Source organism: Pelomicrobium sp. G1 (genome assembly GCF_051905455.1).
Taxonomy (GTDB): Bacteria; Pseudomonadota; Gammaproteobacteria; order Burkholderiales; family UBA6910; genus Pelomicrobium.
The window spans coordinates 139,203-157,340 of sequence record NZ_JBQACR010000004.1 but is presented as its reverse complement, the minus strand read 5'-3'; the positions used below and the strand labels follow the sequence as shown (position 1 = coordinate 157,340).

The 18,138-nt window shown below is 66.8% G+C and carries 20 protein-coding genes; 1 reads left to right on the top strand and 19 read right to left on the bottom strand.

Going from position 1 to position 18,138, the window contains the following annotated elements; translation table 11 throughout:
- Position 1: 1 nt before the first annotated feature.
- The 14 genes from mshL to ACTFO6_RS05990 form a co-directional block, all read right to left on the bottom strand.
- The gene (gene mshL, locus ACTFO6_RS06055) at positions 2-1,819 is read right to left on the bottom strand and encodes a pilus (MSHA type) biogenesis protein MshL (protein ID WP_439933554.1); all 1,818 of its coding nucleotides are present in this window, start codon (positions 1,817-1,819) and stop codon (positions 2-4) included.
- On the bottom strand, positions 1,816-2,253 hold the full coding sequence (locus ACTFO6_RS06050; RefSeq protein ID WP_439933553.1) for a hypothetical protein: 438 nt from the start codon (positions 2,251-2,253) through the stop codon (positions 1,816-1,818). Before ACTFO6_RS06050 ends, mshL begins: the two co-directional genes overlap by 4 nt.
- Positions 2,238-2,933: a hypothetical protein gene (locus ACTFO6_RS06045; protein ID WP_439933552.1), complete on the bottom strand. Its 696-nt coding sequence runs from the start codon at positions 2,931-2,933 to the stop codon at positions 2,238-2,240. The genes ACTFO6_RS06050 and ACTFO6_RS06045 overlap by 16 nt, the downstream gene beginning before the upstream one ends.
- Positions 2,930-3,577 (bottom strand): hypothetical protein, encoded by a 648-nt coding sequence (locus ACTFO6_RS06040; protein ID WP_439933551.1) that lies wholly within the window; start codon positions 3,575-3,577, stop codon positions 2,930-2,932. Before ACTFO6_RS06040 ends, ACTFO6_RS06045 begins: the two co-directional genes overlap by 4 nt.
- Positions 3,574-4,470 (bottom strand): agglutinin biogenesis protein MshI, encoded by an 897-nt coding sequence (locus tag ACTFO6_RS06035; protein WP_439933550.1) that lies wholly within the window; start codon positions 4,468-4,470, stop codon positions 3,574-3,576. The genes ACTFO6_RS06040 and ACTFO6_RS06035 overlap by 4 nt, the downstream gene beginning before the upstream one ends.
- Before the next feature lie 179 nt (positions 4,471-4,649).
- On the bottom strand, positions 4,650-8,270 hold the full coding sequence (locus ACTFO6_RS06030) for a DUF6701 domain-containing protein (RefSeq protein WP_439933549.1): 3,621 nt from the start codon (positions 8,268-8,270) through the stop codon (positions 4,650-4,652).
- The gene (locus tag ACTFO6_RS06025) at positions 8,267-8,746 is read right to left on the bottom strand and encodes an agglutinin biogenesis protein MshP (protein ID WP_439933548.1); all 480 of its coding nucleotides are present in this window, start codon (positions 8,744-8,746) and stop codon (positions 8,267-8,269) included. Before ACTFO6_RS06025 ends, ACTFO6_RS06030 begins: the two co-directional genes overlap by 4 nt.
- Positions 8,736-9,545 carry a PulJ/GspJ family protein gene (locus ACTFO6_RS06020; RefSeq protein WP_439933547.1) on the bottom strand — a complete coding sequence of 270 codons (810 nt, stop codon included), beginning with the start codon at positions 9,543-9,545 and terminating at the stop codon, positions 8,736-8,738. Before ACTFO6_RS06020 ends, ACTFO6_RS06025 begins: the two co-directional genes overlap by 11 nt.
- Positions 9,546-9,616: 71 nt before the next feature.
- Positions 9,617-10,132, bottom strand: a complete 516-nt coding sequence (locus ACTFO6_RS06015; RefSeq protein WP_439933546.1) for a type II secretion system protein — start codon at positions 10,130-10,132, stop codon at positions 9,617-9,619.
- Positions 10,133-10,199: 67 nt separating this feature from the next.
- Positions 10,200-10,595: a hypothetical protein gene (locus ACTFO6_RS06010; protein WP_439933545.1), complete on the bottom strand. Its 396-nt coding sequence runs from the start codon at positions 10,593-10,595 to the stop codon at positions 10,200-10,202.
- 100 nt (positions 10,596-10,695) lie between these two features.
- Complete coding sequence (locus tag ACTFO6_RS06005; RefSeq protein WP_439933544.1) at positions 10,696-11,202, bottom strand: prepilin-type N-terminal cleavage/methylation domain-containing protein; 507 nt, start codon at positions 11,200-11,202, stop codon at positions 10,696-10,698.
- A gap of 32 nt (positions 11,203-11,234) precedes the next feature.
- Positions 11,235-11,675, bottom strand: coding sequence for a type II secretion system protein (locus ACTFO6_RS06000; RefSeq protein ID WP_439933543.1), 441 nt, complete (start codon positions 11,673-11,675; stop codon positions 11,235-11,237).
- Positions 11,676-11,887: 212 nt separating this feature from the next.
- Positions 11,888-13,117, bottom strand: a complete 1,230-nt coding sequence (locus tag ACTFO6_RS05995) for a type II secretion system F family protein (protein ID WP_439933542.1) — start codon at positions 13,115-13,117, stop codon at positions 11,888-11,890.
- 18 nt (positions 13,118-13,135) lie between these two features.
- A complete protein-coding gene (locus ACTFO6_RS05990; protein ID WP_439933541.1) occupies positions 13,136-14,839 on the bottom strand; it encodes a GspE/PulE family protein in 1,704 nt (567 codons plus the stop codon).
- Between the two features lie 141 nt (positions 14,840-14,980).
- Here ACTFO6_RS05990 and ACTFO6_RS05985 point away from each other — a divergent pair, with 141 nt between their 5' ends.
- The gene (locus ACTFO6_RS05985; RefSeq protein WP_439933540.1) at positions 14,981-15,163 is read left to right on the top strand and encodes a tRNA (cytidine(34)-2'-O)-methyltransferase; all 183 of its coding nucleotides are present in this window, start codon (positions 14,981-14,983) and stop codon (positions 15,161-15,163) included.
- A gap of 9 nt (positions 15,164-15,172) precedes the next feature.
- On the opposite strand, the gene ACTFO6_RS05980 is transcribed toward ACTFO6_RS05985, so the two are convergent.
- The 5 genes from ACTFO6_RS05980 to ACTFO6_RS05960 all read right to left on the bottom strand — a co-directional run bounded on the left by ACTFO6_RS05980 (position 15,173) and on the right by ACTFO6_RS05960 (position 17,825).
- Positions 15,173-16,168, bottom strand: coding sequence for an NAD(P)H-dependent glycerol-3-phosphate dehydrogenase (locus ACTFO6_RS05980; RefSeq protein WP_439933539.1), 996 nt, complete (start codon positions 16,166-16,168; stop codon positions 15,173-15,175).
- A complete protein-coding gene (locus ACTFO6_RS05975; RefSeq protein ID WP_439933538.1) occupies positions 16,165-16,617 on the bottom strand; it encodes an SH3 domain-containing protein in 453 nt (150 codons plus the stop codon). The genes ACTFO6_RS05980 and ACTFO6_RS05975 overlap by 4 nt, the downstream gene beginning before the upstream one ends.
- Positions 16,614-17,069, bottom strand: a complete 456-nt coding sequence (gene secB / locus ACTFO6_RS05970) for a protein-export chaperone SecB (RefSeq protein ID WP_439933537.1) — start codon at positions 17,067-17,069, stop codon at positions 16,614-16,616. The genes ACTFO6_RS05975 and secB overlap by 4 nt, the downstream gene beginning before the upstream one ends.
- Before the next feature lie 80 nt (positions 17,070-17,149).
- Positions 17,150-17,392, bottom strand: coding sequence for a glutaredoxin 3 (gene grxC, locus ACTFO6_RS05965; protein WP_439933625.1), 243 nt, complete (start codon positions 17,390-17,392; stop codon positions 17,150-17,152).
- A 19-nt stretch (positions 17,393-17,411) separates the two neighbouring features.
- Entirely contained in the window at positions 17,412-17,825 is a 414-nt protein-coding gene (locus ACTFO6_RS05960) for a rhodanese-like domain-containing protein (protein ID WP_439933536.1), read from the bottom strand.
- Between the last annotated feature and the right edge of the window lie 313 nt (positions 17,826-18,138).

Below are 18,138 nucleotides of genomic sequence, written 5' to 3'. Positions count from 1 at the left end.
GTCACCTGGGCTGCGGCTGCCGGGCGGAGGACTCCCAGGGCGCAGGCCCCCCTTCCCCCTTGGTCCCGAACACCTCGGACTTCCCGCCCCAGGAGAAGCCCCGGTCCAGCTTCTCCAGCCGCGCCCGGCTCTCCCCCAGCTCGCCGACCCATTCCTGGTCGCTCTTGATGATGGTGGGCTTGAGCAGGATCACCAGCTCCCGCTTGGTGGAACGCTGCTGGGTCTGGCGGAAGGCGGCGCCCAGGAACGGGATGTCGGACAGGCCCGGCACCCCGGAGCGTTCCTCGGTCTGGGTCTGGGCCATGAGGCCGCCGATGGCCACGATCTGCCCGTCCTCCACCCGAACGATGCTGTCGGTCTCCCGGATCTGGCTGCGGGGCACGGGGATGCGGATGGTACCCAGGGTGCCCGACAGATCGATTTGCCGCTCGATCTGCTGCACGTCGCTCACGGAAGGATGGATGTGCAGGGTGATCATGTTGCGCTCGTCGATTTGGGGTGTAACGTCCAGGGCGATACCCGAGAAGAACGACTGCAGGGTCACGGTGGGCGTGGTGGTGGTGGCCGTGCCGGTGGTGGTGGTGGAGCTCACGTTAGTGACGAAAAGCTCGTCCTGACCCACCTTGAGCACCGCCTTCTGGTTGTTCAGGGTGGCGATGCGGGGGCTGGAGAGCACGTGGACGTTGCCCTGGGTTTCCAGGAAGGACAGCAGGGCGGCGAAGCTGCCGGTCTGGAACGCCAGGCTGAAGAGGCCGCCCGCCGTCCCCGGACGGACGAGATCCACCCCGGGGAGGGCGCTCACGGCGGGATTCTGGATCGTGGTGACCCCCGTCGCCGGGTCGGTGCTGAAGGTGGCGCCCGTGTTGAGGCTTCCGTTCGGGCGCAGGAGGGTTCCCGGGGCGAGTTGGCCCGCGGAGAGTCGGCCGTCGTTGGCCCGGAACGCCGCCCAGTTGATGCCGGCTTCATAGCCGTCGTTGAGTTCCACCTCCAGGATCTTCGCCTCCAGCACCACCTGGCGCTCCACGTTGAGCCGGGACGCCTTGAGGAACACCTCCACGTTCTTGAGCTCCTCCGGCATGGCGCGCACCACCACCACCCCCGACTGGGGGCTCACCACCACGCTGCGCCCCTCGCCGCTACCCACGATGGCGTTGAGGGCCGCGGTCAGCTCTTTCCAGAAATCGGACTCGGATCGGGTGGTGACTTCGCTGCTCTTGATCGCCGGGGCGGCCAGCCCGGGCAGAGTTACCGCCGTGGACTGGGGCGTGAACAACGGCCCGGGGGCAACACCCTGGATCGCGCTGGAGCTGACGGTGGTCTCCGAGGCGCCCCGCCGCACCCCGGTGAGGTAGCCCACGCGAAACACCTTAGTTCGCACTGTGAGCGGGTGGATCACGATGCGGTTGCCCTCCAGGGTGTACTCGTAACCGTAAAGGTCCCGGATCGCGTCCAGAGCCTCCCGCACCGTGACGTCGCGCAGGTTCACCGTCAGGGTTCCCTTGACCTCGGGGTGAACGAGCATGTTGTAGCGGGTGCCCGAAACGATGGCCATGAACACCTGGGCCGCCGGCGCGTTGGTCACCGCCAGGTCGAAGCGCGGTTCCTCCGGGGCCGGAATCGCCTTCGGCACTTCGATGGTGAGGGAGGGCAGCAGGGCCCGCTCCACCGCCTCCGGCGTAGCGGGCTTGGGCCGCTCCCCGGCGGCCCGCTTCAGCTCCTCCAGCATGACGTCATAGGTGGTGCCGTGCTTGGGCGGCGTGGTAGAGCACCCTCCCAGCAGCAGCGCCGCCGCGGCGAGCGTGGCTGCCAGCGCTCTCATCGTTTCTCTCCCCCGATTTTCCCCCTCGGCCGGCTTCTGACCGACCAACTGACGTCGGGGGCGCCTCCCCCCTTCTCCGCAAATCGCTTTTCCACTTCCGGGAAAAGCCGCAACTCGCGCCTTCCCTCCGGGCTCTGCAGGGTCACCGCGGCCTCGTCGATGGCCACGACCCGGGCGTCCCGGTAGCGGCCGCCCAAGGATACCCAGGTTCCGCTGATGAGGGCCGCCCGGCGCCCGGGGGAAACCAGCACCGACTGGAGCACCGGCGCCTCCGGGGCGCGGGCGTTCCCCGCCTCCCCCGCCGCAAGCGCCGCCGGCGGGCGGGTGGGATCGGGAAGCTCCTGGGCGCAGAGCTGGAGGGCCGGGCCCGCCGCCAGGAGAAAGGCGCCGGCGCGCAGAAGGCGCATCATCCCTGGGCTCAGATCACCAACCATGTCCGCTCCATGCTCAAGGTGTACACCGTGAGGGTCAGGGTGCTCACCGGGTACTTATCCACCGCAAGCTGCAGACGCCCCCAATACATGCGCCACGGCAGCCGCTCCAGTTCGGTCACGTAGCGCAGCAGGTCCGAGTAGCTGCCCCGCACCGAGATCTCCACCCCGTGCCGGTACAGCCGCTGGGGACCTTCGCCGCCCTGGGCCTGGAGGCGCAGCGGGTTTTCCGCTGTCCCCTGGGCCGGATTGGGATCGGCGAGGTCGACTGGAGGCAAGGTCGTCAAAGAAACGAGCTGCAAGCCCCGATTTCTCTCCAGCACTTCCCGCAGCAGCCGGGCGATACGCTCGGCGGGCACCAGGTGGGATTGCCGGTTCTGCAGGGAGGCCTCGAGGGCCTCAAGCTCTCGCTTCAGGGCAATTAGCCGCTGCCGGTTCGAACGATCTGGGTCGGCCGCTTCCCCTCGGGCGAGGACCTCGATCTTCCGCTGGATATCCTCAATCTCCCGGGTGTGGGACTGAAGGCGCTGGGCAAGCTGGCGGTTTTGCGCCATGACCGGCTCCAGCAAGACCAGGTAAAAGAGGAATACCATCGCCCCGAGCAGGGCGACCAGCACGTACAGGCGTTCCCGCTGGGGCAAAGCGTCGATGCGCGCCGCTAAGGCTTGCCATCGAGTCCTCATCGCCCTACCTCCTTAATCGGCGCCTTCGAGCTCAGCTCGAAGGCGAGGAACCGGACCGTGGCGTCATGTCCTGCCGTGCTGCCGGCCGCCTCGGACTTGGGCGCCTGAATCTCAAGCGCTTCGAAGCTCCGCCCGCGCATGGCCGGCTCGGCGTTGAGCCGCTCCAGGTACAGAGGCAGAAGCTTGGGCTCCAGCACATGCCCGCGGATCACCAGCTCCGTGCCTGCCCCGGAAACGACGAATCCGGTGAGCCAGAGCCCGTCGATCGCCTGGCGCGCAAGGGCCCGCATGTATTCGGAATAGCCCTCGGCGTCGCCCAGGTCCCGGCCCTCCAGGGTCTGCTCGAGTGCCTGGTACTGCCTGAGCCGAGCTTCCGCCGCCTTCAGCTCTTCTTCCAGCAGCTTGCTCGTCCCCCCCGGCGCCGAGCGCTCGGAGAGCTGCTGCAGCCGGCCGCGCTCGGCGGCAAGGGCCTGCTCGGCCCGGTCGGCAGCCTGAGCGAGCCGCGCCTGCTCCATTCGCAGGTAGCCGTACAGGGCGGTGCCCGCGAGCAGCAGGAGCCCCAGCGCCCGCAGCATGAAAGCCGCGGAGAAGGGCTTGCGCCGGGGCGCAAGGAGCTCGGGCTTGAGCAGGTTGATCTGCTTCATGCGTGTCCCACCTCATCCCGCAGGGCCGCGCCCAGGACGTGGAAATGGGCGCACTGCTCGGTAGGATCGGCCAGCTCGGGGACCGCGGAGAAGTCCATGAGCTGCGCCAGGTCCAGGGTCGTCACCGGAATGCCCAGGCTCTCCGCCAGGAATTCCCGCAAGCCCACGGGGGCGGGCAGGGGGCCGAGCAAGAGCTTGTCCAGGGCAATGAAAGGAAGCTGGCGGTCCACGTGATCCAGGGAACGCTGCAGCTCCAGGGCGACCCGCTCCCGATGCTGCCGGGCGCGTGCCTCGTCCGCATCCTGGAGTTCCCCCAGGGTCACCTCGATGCGCCGCGCGAGGTAAAGGTCGCCGCCCTGGCTGACGGTGAAGAGCCCGCCGCTGCCGTCGAAGGCGAGAAGGGCGACGGCGCCCGCGGGCTCATGGAGGGTTGCCAGGTTGCGCTGGGCCATCTCGGGAATGTCGATCACCCGGAGGGGCACCTTCGCTGCCTTGAGCCGCAGCAACCGCTCCTTGAGCCGTGGGGTGCGGGCGGCGACCGCGTACACCGCCTTGCCCCGGCCGGAGGCGCTCCGGGCGGGGATCTCCAGCACCTCCACCGTGGCCTCCTCGACCGGATAGTCGAGGAGATCCTTGATCCGCCAGCGGATAGCGGCCCCCAGTTCTTCCGCGGGCACGTTAGGCGCCTCCACCAGGAGCATCTGATACTCGCCCGGCTCCAGCAACAGGGTGCAGGTCCAGCGACGAAGCTGGGCTTCTTTGCACACCCGTTCCAGGGAGGCCCCATTCCCATCCAGCGGAAAACCGTCACAGCCAAAGACGACCGGCCGATGACCGCCGGCGGGACGGGTCACCTGCACCAGTTGCAGGCCCGAGGGACTCACGAAGCGCAACGCCGCCCACCCTTGCGTCCGGCCGTTTCGGTTGAAAAATCCGCCAATCATCTGTTTATGATAACTGTGCACTTAAAAATAAATCAATAACTCATTGTTGCTTTGTGATTTTTTCCTGCCAGTCGCGCTGCATTGCAAAATTTCACAATTCTAGCCCCGCCTTTTCCCATTTCGCCCTCTTAGTAGCTCTCCCGCAGGTCGATGAGCCGCGCGCCCGCCTTGTACTGGCCGAAGCTCGCGCGGGCGGCCGGATCGTCGTCGTAGGCCGTGCCGGCGTTGGCATCGGGGTTCGCCCCATCGTCCCAGCGGCCGCGCAGGTAGCTCTTTCCTTCGGCGGCGAGATCGACGCGCAATAGGACGCTCCCGAAGTTGCCGGCGCCGGGCCTGGTGAGCTTGAGATTTCCCACGCCGCCGGAGAAAACAAGGGTGGGCGCGGGCGCCACGCTGGTCTCGCCGGCGTTCAAGTTCCCTTGATAGCCGGAGAGCAACACGTGGGCCGCGGCAAGGCGCGTGCAGCCGTCGTCGGCGTTGGTGACGAAGCCGACCCCGTTCCAGTGCTCGACCCGGATCGGGATGGGCAAATCCAGGAGCTCCGAGCCATAGGCGTTGGCGAGCCGCAGCCGGCCGAACCGCACCCGGGTCTGCCCGACCTTCACGTGGTCGTTGCCGCCCGCCCCGTCCACGTCCAGGTCGAGATCCGCCGGCCGCAGGGCGGTGCCGTCGCTGTCCTGGGGGGCAATGCCCAGCTCGAAGACTTCGAAAGGCCCGTCCGGGTTGTCTGGGCTTGCCCGGCGCAGCGCCAACCGCGCACTGACCGTCGCCTCTCCCGCCACGAAACTGCCGCTCACGCTGCCGAGATCGAGGCGTGGGGTGAGGTTGACCGCGCCGTCCCGGGCGCCGAAGCCGAGGGAAGCGGGCGAGCCTACGGGATCCAGCTTGGCGTAGCCGCTGGCGGTGGTGTAGTTCTGGGTCACCGCGCCCGCCGCGTTTTTCGCCGAGAGCTTGAAACCCGCCTCCATGGCCTCGTTCATGTAGGTGAAGTTGGAGGCCACACTGCAGCCTGCCGCGATCCGGTTGGTGAGGCTAGCGTTGGTCACCGTGAAGTACTTAGGACGGAAGCGCCCGACGTAGCCGCCCGTGGGGCCGCTGCCGTCCAGCCCGCTATTGCCGGTGACCTGAAGGCCGGCCACCAGATAGTCGGACGCAGCCGCCGCGAAGAACGCGTTGCCCGCCTCGGTGTAGCACCAATCGGACAGGGTGGCCGCCCCCCCGGACCAGGCGGCGGCCGGCGCTGTGGCTGTAGCCGAGCATCCCGCGCCCCGCGCCACCGCCCCCAAAGCCATTCCCGGCAAGTTGGCGGAGACGCTCACGACCACGTCCGCGGCGAAGTTGGGCGTCAAGCCGTTGTCGGTGATGTCGGCGCCCGGGAGGGGACGGCCCGTGCCGTCGTCTTCGGCGGCTGCCCACCGGTAGGCCGCGACAGTCATGACGAATGGATCGCCGGCGGCCGCCAGCACGGGGCTCGCCGGGCTCGTGCCGTGCTGGATGGAAGTGGCGGCATTGGCCCCGCGAAAAGCAAGTCCGAAGGGGCGAGTAGCGAAGGCGTTGCTCGCTCCTTGTACGTAGGCACCCGATGGGGGCGGCGGCAAGGCCCGGCGGAACTGCAGCCGGATCTCTCCCGCGTCGGCATAACTGAAGCTAAAGGGTGCCTCGGCGTTGGCCGTCGTGAAGCGGAAGTTGACGCTGGCTGGATACCCTCCGTTGGGCACGAAGGAAGCGGTGTTGCCGCTCGATGCGGCGGTGGCGAGGGTGACCGGCTGGGTGCAGGTGGCGGGGTTGACGCACTGCGCGCCCACTTCGATCGCCACCTCGGATCCGCTCGGAAATAGGCTCACGCAGGCACCGGTTTCGGTGTCGGTGCGGATCGCCTGGAGATAGAGCGCCTGGGCGCCCGCCCCCACATTGGAAGGTTTCCCGGCGATCTGGGTGCCGATCGCCAGCGGCGCGTTGGCGCCGTTGCTCACCCGCAACGCCGACTCCACGAAGGCGATGGCCGGATCCTCCGTTCCACTCTCGGTAACGCCCGCGTTGTCAAGAAGGTTGACCGAAAGGGTGCTAACCGTGGTCAGTCGCAACCGCACCGTGAAGCTCGATTCGTTTCCCGGCCACACGTAGGCGGCCACGCCGTTGTTGGCTCCCGAAGGACTCCAGGCGCCGCTGCCGGACACCAACGTGGGCTGCCATACCCCGGTGCCGCTGGAGGTGGAAAGGGCGAGCACCCGCCCCGCCGGGGGGCTGACCGGTGCATGGGCGGCATCGTGCCCGCGGATGGTGACCTCGGCGTAATCGCAGGTCGCCACCGAGGTGTTGAGGGCGCTCACCGCGTAGTGGTGAAGGGTGATCGCCGGCCGTAGGGCGAGCATATGGGTCGCGCCGGTATCCGGCGCCGGCGGATTGGCTAGGGTGGCGGTCCGCGTACCCGTCGCCCCCGCCGCCGAGCGCGGCTCGTAATTCATCTCCAGGGCAAGGCCAAGGTCGTCAGAAACGGGCAGCGAAGCGATATCCACCGTCTCGGTCATGCCGGCGGGGGCCGTCCAGATGCCCGAGGAGTTCACAGTATGGCTGCTCACCAGCATGGTCTCGGCGATGGCCCCGGTATCGATACTGGGCGCCGTATGGTTAGAGGAGAAGCCCGTCGCCTGTCCCGCCTCGGCGACCAGGGGATTCGCCGTGTCCACGCCGGAAAAACTCAGGATGCCGCCCACGGCCCCGGTGTGGACCGGGGTGCCGCCGATCACCCAGGTATAGCTCGCCGGCTCCGCGTTTCCTGCGACCCGCCGATAGACGTAGAGACGATTGCCGAATCCCCCCGTGCCGCCGCCGGTGGCCTGATCGACTGCGCTCACGAGCGTCCAGCCGCCGGGCGGATTGACCGTCACCGTGCATGCGCCGAGGATCAAGCTGCTGCAGGGGCGAACCGAGAGGCTCGCGATCATGACGTCGTTCGCCTGCGTGCCGGCGGGCACCGGGATCACGAGCTTGAGCCCCGCCGGCCGCAGCGCGAAGACCGTGCCGTGGTTAGGGTCCGCGCCCCGGGTCTTAGTCACCGTATAAGGGCCTGCCGTCCCGGGCGAGGCCTGCGCAGCGTAGTAGAGCCCGATGGCGACGTCGTTGCCGGTGCGAGTCTGGGAGCTGTAGGCCTGGGTAAACCCCAGTAGTACGCCGAAATCGCTGTCGTCAGTCGTGTGCGCTGTGACCACCAGCATGGCGCCGGGGTAGTCCGTCGTCTCGGTCCCCGTAGTCACCGTGTTGGCGTTTTGATAGGACCAGTTCGACGCTGCGAGCGGAGCGGTCATGAAGGGCTGCTGCGTATCCACGCCCGTAAAGCGGGAAATACGCGCGGCGAGCACGTTACAGGTGCCGGATTGGGTAATGGTGTTGGGATCGCCGCCCGTGGCGATGCGCCAGTAGATCGCCGAGGTGAGGTTAGAAACGGGGTTTTGCTGGAAAAGTAGGTTCCAGCCCGGCATGGAGAGGGTGGGCGAAGCGCCCGAGGCGACGACCGCGATCAGCAGGTCTCCCGCCGCCGTGCCGGTCGGCAGCGTGGGAGAGATCGAGCCGCAGTTTCCCCGCACGGCGAAAGTTCCCTGTCCGCCATATGTGATCGTGGAGGCTGCGGGAATGGAAGCGGAACTCGAGGCGCGAAACGCGATTCCCGCCTGCGCCCATCCGGGCAGCAGGCAGGCGAGCAGCATCCCTGCCGCCCATTTCTGCCATCGAGGAAAAGGCAAGCCCGTCATGGCGCGATGGTCCCCTGCACCCGCCGCTCCACGTAACGGGCGCCGGGGTCGGCGCTGGTGTTGGGACACGCCCCCGCCATGGGGTTGTTGCAGGCCGTAGAGACAAGGCGGAAGACGCTGAAGGGATTAGGCGTGTGCCCCGTTTCGTCGGCGGGAAACCCACTGCATTCGACGGTGACAGTGAACGCCGAAAGGGTCCCCCCGAAAGAGAGGTTCTGCGGGCTCGCCGGGCAGGCGCTGCCTCCTTGCGCCACCAGCACCTGGTACATCCCCCACTCGATTCCCGCTCGGGCGGCGCGCAAGGCCCGGGAGCCCTGAAGGTCCAGGCCGCTCGCCGCCTGTTGCAGGCCGAAGACGCTCATGAGGGCGGCCCCCAGCAGCGCCAGCACCACCACCAGGAAAAGCGCGGTGACGGTGCTGAAGCCGCGCCCCGAGCGGCTTCGAAGAGCCCGTAGGGGGCGGCGGTCAGGGGACATTGGCCACGTGGACGGCATGGTAGAGGGTCACCGATTCGCCCAGCCGGGTGAGGGTCAATCCCAGGGTCACCAAGCCGGCCCTGACATTGGCGATGGAAGCGTTGTAGGTCACGAAGCAATCCGTCACGTCCCTCACCAGGAGGGCCGGGGGCGTGCCCGAAGGGGGCGTGGGCTGGGCCGCGGCGATGGGATAGTTCCAATAGCGCCGGATCACCCCCGCCCCCGGGTCGCACTCGTAGGTCACGGGATACGACACCACCTGGAAGCGGTGGGCCGGCGACTCCAGGGGAAACCGAAACGGATTGATGGCGAGGTTGTTGAGGGCCACGCCAGTGGGGCTGGTAGCCGCGCTGACATTGTCCCCTGCGTAAGCGTCCGCCCCGGGAATTCCCAGGTTGTAGACGAGGATCAGGTTCTGTTCCCCAGGCGCCAGGGTGATGGGCGGGCCCAGTACGTCGAAGGAGCCATCCGGCGCGGAAAAGTCTAGGGGGTCGCCCGCGCCGGTGCCGTCCACCTGACCCCGGTAGCGGCCGCCGCCGCTTGTCTGCAGGAATTCCAGGTAGGTTTTCCCGCCCGTCGTGGCCACCCGCACGCTGTTGGGCGCCGCTCGGGCGACATCCCGGGCGATGCGCCGCAGAGCCGTGTCTGCCTGGTCGGTCAGTTCGGCCCGGCGAGTCGCGTCTGCATAGCCCTCAATCGGCACGCGAATGAAAAGCGCCGCCAGGGCAGCCACGATCCCGGTGACGGCGATGGCCACCACGGCCTCCACCAGGGTGAAGCCGCCTCGGCGGCCGTGCATGGCCACCCCGAAGAAAGCTGCGGCGTCCCTGTTCGACGCCGGTTTCCGCGGCGAGGCCAATCCTCTCCTCATCACGGCACCCCGGTGGGCGTGTGGCGAGTGCGGTAGCCGTCCACCGTGACGGAGGTTCCCGCAGGGCCGGTCACTGTCACCGTGACCCGCAAAGAGTCACCGGCGGGAATCCCCCCGGCGGCCTCCTGCGCGACGCTCACCACCGCGCGATAGGCGCTCAAGGCAGAAAAGCAGTTGCCCGCCAGGTCGCAGATGCCGGCGGGCGAGGCCGTCTGGGTATCGAAACCGTGGTAGTCGTTCACGTTGTCGAAAGGAGCGGTGGCGGAGTAACGGCTCTCCCCCGCCTCCGGCCCCAGACCCTCCGGCGTGGCGCAATCCCCGGGGCCGCTCGCCGTGGGCGCGCCGGGGTCGTCCGGATCGCACCAGGTGAAGGGCATAAGGAGTACCTCTTCCAGCAGGGATTCGGCGATGGCCAGGGCCTGCTTTTGCGCCAGGGGATCGCTGGAATGGCGGGTGGTATAGGTAAACACGCTCAGGATGCCCGTGACACTGATCGCCACAATCGCGATGAACACAACCAGCTCAATCAGGCTGATGCCACGAAGAGCCCGACGCCCACCGCCGTCAGCGGCACCCCTCGCGTCAGCCGTGGACATAGCCGGTTTCTGCCTCAATCACCAGGGTCTGTGTAACGCCGCCAGCGATCATGAGGGATACGCCGGAGCTTGGACGGCCGAGGGCATCGAAAAAGAAGCTGAGGGGTGCGGGGCTCAAGGTGACGCCATCCGGTACCCCAAGGCTCAAATCCCCGCCTCGTACGGGATCCCGGACGGCTTGGGTGCAGACGGGGTCATAGCAGGCTCTTATCTCCGACGCGGTAGCGTTGATCCAGACCGCGCGTCGCTGTGCGACAGCGACCTTCTGTCCATGACGCAAGAGCGCTGCGAGCTCGTCGGCGAAGGCACGGTGGCCAAAAATTTCCCAATGAGCGATCCGAGGCAAAGCGATTGCCGCGAGAACGGCAGCAATCGCGACCATGACCACGAGCTCAACCAGACTGTAGCCGTTTACACGCATCGGGATGCCGACCGACCGTGACGTAAGCCCGCGCGCTTGACAGACGGTGGAAGCGCTTTCTTTAGCAGCCCGTCGTGACCACGGTGATCGCCGGGGAGCTGCCTCCTGCGGCCGGTGCCGTGTAACTCACCTGGCAGGCGGTAGGCGTAGGCGCGCCGATCACCCGGACGTTGAGGGTTGCGCCCGCCCCCGTTCCACCCCCGGCGAAAGTCAGCCCGTCGGCCACGTCGTCGAGTTGGGCAGCCACCAGAATGCCGCGGTTGGGCGCCGCGGGAAGCGGATTGTTATCTGAGCTCGACGCGGTGGGGTAGCCGTGGAACAAGTCGATGGTCTGCCCCTCCATGACGACCGTCGCGGCCCCTGTCGTCGGCGTACTCGTGACCAGGGCTTGGGCGTGGGCTAGAGCCGCGGCTGAGCGGATCGCGCCGTAGATGCCCTGAACCTTTGCAACGCGCGCTTGCTGCTGGAGGTTTATGTAGCGAGGCAATGCCACCGCCGCCAGTATGGCAATGACGGCAATCACAACGACAAGCTCGATGAGGGTAAAACCACGAGTTATACGAGCCATGGTACGCATCCTCTCTTTGTCATGGCTAGCTCTTAATTGGTGCAGGGGACATAAGCCGTTGCTGTCTTACCGCCTTTGCTTTCGATGGTGCATTGAATGGTCGTACCGGCGGTGCATGCAGCGGGGGTTCCGGCGGCGATCTTGTACTGGTCGTTGTTCGCCGGCGTGCCTGTCACCAACGTGACGCTGCCTGTCAGTAACGACGTTTGCCCGGCAAGAACGCTATTTGCACTGCTCGCACAGGCGTCGGTGGCGTGCGTGATGGCCACACCGCTGCCACCGGCCTTGAGCTTGCCGTAGTTGATGGCGCCTGCCGACGAAATCGACGCAGCCACGCCTTTAACAGCAGCCTGCTCCGCTTCGCCCGTGAAATCGACGAATTTGGGCAAGGCCGTCGCCGCCAAAATACCTAAGATGACGATTACCACCACGAGCTCGATCAACGTAAACCCGCCGTACCGCTTTTTTTGCATCTGTATTCCTCCCTCAAGAAAGCTCAACAACTCAATACGGAATGCCCACGGTATAAAGCAGCTTCTGTGCCAACCTGGATTAGTTCGTCGTCATTCGTAAAGTATCGTAATCTCAATGGCTTACGTCTTTGTTTGCGAAGGAAGGGTCTTTCCTTTGTCAACCCAGCGTTCAAACGATGACATCTACGTCTGAAGCTCGACCCGGATACTCTCTATCTCGAAAGCGCAGCGCTGCCCAAGTCCCATAGAGGCAAGAACACGCCCAGGGCGAGAACCAAGACCAGGACCCCCAGGCCCACGATCAGGATCGGCTCGATCTGGGCGGAGAGGGTCTTCAGCTCGTACTCCACTTCCCGCTGGTACATATCGGCGATCTCCTGCAGAAGATCGTCCAGCGCTCCCGAGTCTTCCCCTACCTTGATCATCTGCAGCACCACCGGGGTGAAGATTCCCGCCTGGATCGCCGCCCGCAGGACGCTCTCCCCTCGCTCGACGCTGGAGCGCATCTTCTCCACCCGGCCCGCCACGTAGTCGTTGTCCACCACCTGGGCCACCAGGCTGAGCCCCTGCACCACGGGCACGCCGCTCCTCAGGGCCAAGGAGAGGCTTCGGGCGAAGCGGGCCATGGTGGCCTTGTGGACGATCTTGCCCGCGATGGGGATCCCGAGCTTCGCCCGGTCCCAGCCGTGGCGCCCTTGGGGGGTGCGGACGAGGCTCTGGAAGGCGAGGGCAGCCACGATCGCGCCCCCCAGAAGCCACGGCCAGTGGCTCACCATGAAGTCGGAGAAGCCGATGAGGAAGCGGGTGAGGGTAGGCAGCTCGGCCTTGAAGCCGGCGTACACCTTGGCGAAGGCCGGAATGACGAAGACATTGATGATGGTGAGGGCGATCGCCATGGCGGCCAGCACGAAAAGAGGATAGCGCAACGCCGACTTCACCTGCTCCCGCATGAACTTCTGGAACTCCAGGTGATGGAACAGCCGCAGGAACACTTCCTCCAGGCGGCCGGTCCTCTCTCCCACCTGCACCATGGCCACATAGAAGGGAGAAAACACCGGCTGCTGCCGGGCGAGGGCCGCCGACAGCTCCCGCCCAGCGTCCAGGTGCTCGCGGATGCGCTGCAGAACGGCGCGAAACGCCCGGTTGTCGGTGGACTCCTGCAGTCCCGCCAGGGCCTGCATGATGGGGACCCCCGCCTTGAGGAGCGTGAACATCTGGCGGCTGAAGAGCAAGAGATCCAGGAGGCGCACCCGCTCCCGGAACAGGGTGAAGCGCGTCTCCCCGCCCGCGGCGGGCCGCGGCGCGTCGGCGGGCACGATGTCCACCGGCGTGACCCCGCTCGCAAAAAGCTGCGCTGCCACCGCCCCTGCGTCGGCCCCTTCCAGAACGCCCTGCACCGCCTCCCCGGCGGGGCTCCTGCCCTTGTATGCAAAAAACGCCATGGTCTCCTTCCCCGTCCGTCAATCCTCGCCTTGGCTCGCTACCCGCATGGCTTCCGCCACGGTGGTCTTGCCCGCCGCCGCAAGCTGCGCGGCGTGGCGCCGCAGGGTGCCCCCTCCCATCTGCTCGCGCGCCGCCGCGGCGAAGGCAGAAGCGTCTTCCCGGCTCAAAGCCTCCACCACGGGGCGGGTCATCTCCAGCATCTCGTAGATCCCTGTGCGGCCCCGATAGCCGGTGCCGCTGCAGCGGGAACAACCCCGGCCGCGGACGAAGCCTGCGTTCGAGGCGCCGACCGCCGGCTCCTGGCGCAGCCATTCCAGTTCCTGGGGAAGCGGACGGTAGGGCTCGGCGCAACCCTCGCACACGAGGCGCAGCAGCCGCTGGGCCAGGACCAGGTGCAGTGACATGGCCACCATGTAACGGGGCGCGCCCATGTCTAGGAGCCGAATAGGCGTGCTCACGGCGTCGTTGGTGTGCAAGGTGGAAAAAACCAAGTGGCCGGTCATGGCGGCCCGCAGGCCCGTCTCCACCGTACCCTGGTCCCGCATCTCCCCCACCAGGATCACGTCCGGGTCCTGGCGCAGGGCGGAGCGCAGCACGCGCCCGAAGGTGAGGTCGATCTTCTCGTGGACCTGCACCTGGCTGATCCCCGGAAGCCGGTACTCCACCGGGTCTTCCACGGTGATGATCTTGCGTTCCACCGAGTTGAGCTCGGAAAGGAGCGCGTAGAGGGTGGTGGTCTTGCCGCTGCCGGTGGGACCGGTCACCAGCACCATCCCGGACGGGCGCTGGATCATCTGGCGCAGCCGATCCTGGATTTCCTCCGGCATGCCGAGCTGGGAAAGCCGCAGCAGCCCCTCGCTCTGGTTGAGAAGCCGCATGACGATGGACTCGCCATGCTGGGTGGGCATGGTGGAAAGGCGCACGTCGATGCTCGATCCCCGCACCCTGACGTTGAACCGGCCGTCCTGGGGAAGGCGCCGCTCGGCGATGTCCAGCCCGGCCATGAGCTTCAGCCGCAGCGCCAGGGCCGAGGCGATGCGCAGATCCGTCTCGGTCTGCAGGTGCAGCACCCCGTCGATGCGGAAGCGGATCTGCAGCCGCCGTTCCTGGGGCTCGATGTGGATGTCTGAGGCGCGCACCTGGACCGCGTCCTCGAAGACCGTCTGCAGGAGCTTCACCACCGGGGCGTCTTCCACCCCTGCGCCGAGGCCCAGGGCTGCCAGGTCGATGCCGGGCTCCCCCAGCTCTTCCTCCAGAGCTTGAGCGAGGCTGCTGATCTCCTCGGTGCGCCGGTAGACCCGGTCGATCACCTCCAGAAGCTGGGACTCGGTCACCACGGCGAGCTCCAGGTCCCGTTTGAGGACGCGGGTAAGTTCGTCGTAGGCGAAGAGATCCGTGGGGTCCGCCATCCCCACCCGCAAGGCAGAACCGATTTCCTCCAGCGCCAGGGCGCGGAAGCGCCGGGCGTAGACTTCAGGCAGTTTCTGCGCCACCTCCGGGCGGATGTCCTGGCGCCGGAGATCCACGAAGGGAATCTTGAGCTGCCGGGCGAGGGCCCGGGAGATCTCGTCCTCGGTGACGAAACCCAGCTCCACCAGGGTCCGTCCCAGCTTGCGGCCGGTCCGCTTCTGCTCAGCGAGCGCGCGGGCGAGCTGATCCTCGGAGATGAGCTTCTGGTCCACCAAAAGCTGCCCCAGGCGTACTCTTTCAGTCCGGGCCAAGGGGTTCCTCCCATGATTTCGTGTAAAAAGCGAATAGCAATCTTCATGCCATTGAAAGTGAATGCAAAGATCCTGAGGACGCTTGAGCTCGAAATACTGGAAGTCGTCCTGTACTAGCCGGATATCCCGCCCAATGGGAGGGTGGTGTTCGGCCCGAAGAGCCGGGGGTTGGCCGAGGAAGTCCTGGCGGAATTCACGCCCGCAGGGCGACTGCGCATCCCCATCAGGCAAGGTGGCCCAAGCCTCAACCTGGCCAACGCGGTGGCCGTGGTGGTGTACGAGGCTTGGCAGCAGGTGGGGTTTACCGAAAAGGAAGAATTGTGACGCTCCGGGCTAGCTCGCGGGATGCTCGGGCTTCGGTTCCCGGGAAAGCAGCATGTCCACCGCCTGCTCGGGAGGCAGTTCCTGGAACAGGACCCGGTAGACCGCCTCGGTGATGGGCATGTCTACTCCCAGGCGCTGGGCGAGCCCGTGAACTTCCCGGGCCGTGTTCACCCCCTCGGCCACGTGGCCCAGGCTGCCTAGGATCTCTTCGAGGTGCTTGCCCTGGGCGAGCAGGCGGCCCACCTGGCGGTTGCGGGAAAGATCCCCGGTGCAGGTGAGGATCAGGTCCCCCGCCCCGGCCAACCCGAGAAATGTTTCCTGGCGGCCGCCCAGCTTGAGCCCCAACCGGGTGATCTCGGCCAGGCCCCGGGTGATCAACGCCGCCCGGGCGTTGTGGCCTAAGCCCAGGCCGTCGCAGATGCCGGCGGCGATGGCGATCACGTTCTTGACCGCGCCCCCCACCTCGACCCCCACCACATCGGTGCTGGAGTAAACCCGCAACCGCGGCCCGTGGAGCGTCCGGGCGGCGCCCTCGGCGAACGCCACATCCGCGGCCGCCAGAGTGACCGCAGTGGGCAGCCCCCGGGCCACTTCCTGGGCAAAGCTCGGGCCCGAGAGCACCCCGTACTGGGCCTCCCGGCCCAGGGTCTCCTCCGCCACCTGGTGGGGAAGGCGCCCCGTGGCGGGTTCGAAGCCCTTGCTCGCCACCACCACCGGAGGCGCCAGGGCCCGGGCGGCCACTCGCTGGAGGGTTTCCCGCAAAGCGGCGGTGGGCACCACCGCCAAGGCTAGGTCGGCCCCGGCGAGCGCCATGGCGGGGTCGCCCTCCAGCGCCACCGAGGGAGGGATCGGGAAACCGGGCAGGTAACGGCCATTGACCCGGGTGCGCTCCATGGCCTCCAGGTCCGCCGGATCCCATACCCAGAGGACGATCGAGTGGCGGTCCGCCAGGTTCATGGCAAGGGCGGTCCCCCACGCCCCTGCCCCCAGCACGGCGATCCTCATCCGCCCCATACCTGGCCGACGGGGACGAAACCGGTCTGCCCGTCTCGGTGCCGTACCTGGACCCAGCCCGGAACGGACCCTTCCAGCCGCTCCAGCACGACCCCCTTCTCGGCCTCGAAGACGAGGGGTGCGCCCGGGTCCGGCTGGCGGCGCACCACGGCGCGGGGGGCGCTGACAATGACGGTGGGCCGCTCCGCGAGGGCCCGCTTTTCGACCCAGGCCAGATCCCCCGCCACGTCCCGCACCTTGACCCAGTGCTCCAGAGAAACCACCACCTCCAGGGGATAGCCCGGGCTCGCCACGTACAGGGGCCGCCCCTGGAGGGAGGGGGCGTCGTAGAGGACCGCCGGCTCGGCCCCCACCGCCCGGTATTCGGTAGCCAGGACCGGCATCGCCCCGGCGAGCAGCAGGACCGTCAGCAGGGGCGCCTGGAAAAGCCGCCGGCTCATGATGCGGCCGGGGGCTGGGAGGCAGCCCGCTCCCGACGCTGGCGGTACAGGGCCTCGAAGTTGACCGGGGAAAGGATCACCGGGGGGAAGCCCGCCCGCCCCACCACGTCGGAAACCACTTCCCGGACATAAGGGAAGAGGATGTTGGGGCAGGCGATACCGAGCACCGGATCCAAGTCCTCCGCCGAGAGGTTGCGGATCTGGAAGATGCCCGACTGGGCCGCCTCCACTAGGAACAGAACCTTCTCCTTCGCTTTGGCCGTGACGGTCACCGTGACCACCGCCTCGTAGATCCCATCGTTGAGGGGCTGGGCCTGGGTATGGAGCTGGACCTCCACCTGGGGCGGCTCCCGCTCCAGGAAGGCCTGGGCCCCATGGGGAATCTCCAGGGAGAGGTCCTTGACGTAGAGCTTTTCAATGGAGAAGACCGGTTGCGCTGGTTGATCGTTCATGGAAAAGGTCCTGGGAAACTACCCATTTTTTAAGAGAAAGAGGGGGAATCGTCCGGCTCACCGCCTGGGCCGGTTCGCCGTCACTCCGCCAGCAACGCATCCAGGCGGCCGGCCCGGTTGAGGGCCGCCAGGTCGTCGTAACCCCCCACGTGGGTGTCGCCGATGAAAATCTGGGGCACGGTGCGGCGCCCCGTCCTGCGTACCATCTCCTCGCGCAGGGCCGGCTCCAGGTCGACCCGGATCTTCACGATCTCCCGCACGCCCTTCTGTCTAAGCAGGGCTTCCGCCATCTGGCAATAAGGGCAGACGGCGGTGCAGTACATGTTCACCCGGGCCACCGAGCTAACCCTTTTCGATGGGCAGGTTGGCCTGTTCCCACGCCACCAGCCCGCCCTTCAGCACCCATACCTCTTCGAACCCACGCTTGCGCAAAAGGTTGGCGGCGGCGCCGGAGCGGTTCCCGCTGCGGCAAATGATCAGGATGGGCCGCTTCCGATATTTCTCCAGCTCCCTGATGCGGCTGTCGATGGCGGTCAGGGGCACGTGTCGCGAGTGGGGAATGTGGGCCGCTCGGTACTCGCCTTCGTCGCGCACGTCCAGCACCAGGGCGTCTCGTTGGTTGATGAGCCGGGTCGCCTCCAGGGTTCCCACCTGGGGAATGCCCAGGATCTTGGGGCCGAGAAAGGACCAGACCAACATCCCGCCGCTCACCACCGCGATCAGCACGAGCCAGATGTTGTCCTGAATAAACTCCATAGCAGATTCGTCCGCTTTGTTTGATCCTACGCAACGTGCAGCGCATTCTATCAAACCCGTTCTGGCCGGCCGGAGGGCACGAAAATCGGCTGTTCCTGGCTCTCCCGCCAGCGGAACCCGGCTGCTCCCTCACCTTTGCCTTGCCTGGGTTCAAGAGAAAGTAAGCACATGCTCAATAGTTGAGCGCCGAAGGGCTTTCCGTCTTTTGTGCGGCACAAAAAAAGACGGAAGGCGAAAGCGGGCGGTAGTGGGCGGAAATTATGAATTAGAAAGTAGTAATATTTTGTTGTCTGCGGGCGAAAGGCTTATGTCA

Excerpts from the sequence above, each read along its gene's own strand:
- grxC (WP_439933625.1), bottom strand. The coding sequence starts at position 17,392 with ATGTACTGCACCGCCGTCTGCCCTTATTGCCAGATGGCGGAAGCCCTG.
- ACTFO6_RS06025 (WP_439933548.1), bottom strand. The coding sequence starts at position 8,746 with ATGTCCCCTGACCGCCGCCCCCTACGGGCTCTTCGAAGCCGCTCGGGG.
- mshL (WP_439933554.1), bottom strand. The coding sequence starts at position 1,819 with ATGAGAGCGCTGGCAGCCACGCTCGCCGCGGCGGCGCTGCTGCTGGGA.
- ACTFO6_RS06000 (WP_439933543.1), bottom strand. The coding sequence starts at position 11,675 with ATGCAAAAAAAGCGGTACGGCGGGTTTACGTTGATCGAGCTCGTGGTG.
- ACTFO6_RS06045 (WP_439933552.1), bottom strand. The coding sequence starts at position 2,933 with ATGAGGACTCGATGGCAAGCCTTAGCGGCGCGCATCGACGCTTTGCCC.
- ACTFO6_RS05960 (WP_439933536.1), bottom strand. The coding sequence starts at position 17,825 with ATGGAGTTTATTCAGGACAACATCTGGCTCGTGCTGATCGCGGTGGTG.
- ACTFO6_RS06040 (WP_439933551.1), bottom strand. The coding sequence starts at position 3,577 with ATGAAGCAGATCAACCTGCTCAAGCCCGAGCTCCTTGCGCCCCGGCGC.
- ACTFO6_RS06005 (WP_439933544.1), bottom strand. The coding sequence starts at position 11,202 with ATGGCTCGTATAACTCGTGGTTTTACCCTCATCGAGCTTGTCGTTGTG.
- ACTFO6_RS06010 (WP_439933545.1), bottom strand. The coding sequence starts at position 10,595 with ATGGTCGCGATTGCTGCCGTTCTCGCGGCAATCGCTTTGCCTCGGATC.
- ACTFO6_RS06050 (WP_439933553.1), bottom strand. The coding sequence starts at position 2,253 with ATGGTTGGTGATCTGAGCCCAGGGATGATGCGCCTTCTGCGCGCCGGC.
- ACTFO6_RS06020 (WP_439933547.1), bottom strand. The coding sequence starts at position 9,545 with ATGCACGGCCGCCGAGGCGGCTTCACCCTGGTGGAGGCCGTGGTGGCC.
- secB (WP_439933537.1), bottom strand. The coding sequence starts at position 17,069 with ATGAACGATCAACCAGCGCAACCGGTCTTCTCCATTGAAAAGCTCTAC.
- ACTFO6_RS05975 (WP_439933538.1), bottom strand. The coding sequence starts at position 16,617 with ATGAGCCGGCGGCTTTTCCAGGCGCCCCTGCTGACGGTCCTGCTGCTC.
- ACTFO6_RS05980 (WP_439933539.1), bottom strand. The coding sequence starts at position 16,168 with ATGAGGATCGCCGTGCTGGGGGCAGGGGCGTGGGGGACCGCCCTTGCC.
- ACTFO6_RS06030 (WP_439933549.1), bottom strand. The coding sequence starts at position 8,270 with ATGACGGGCTTGCCTTTTCCTCGATGGCAGAAATGGGCGGCAGGGATG.
- ACTFO6_RS05995 (WP_439933542.1), bottom strand. The coding sequence starts at position 13,117 with ATGGCGTTTTTTGCATACAAGGGCAGGAGCCCCGCCGGGGAGGCGGTG.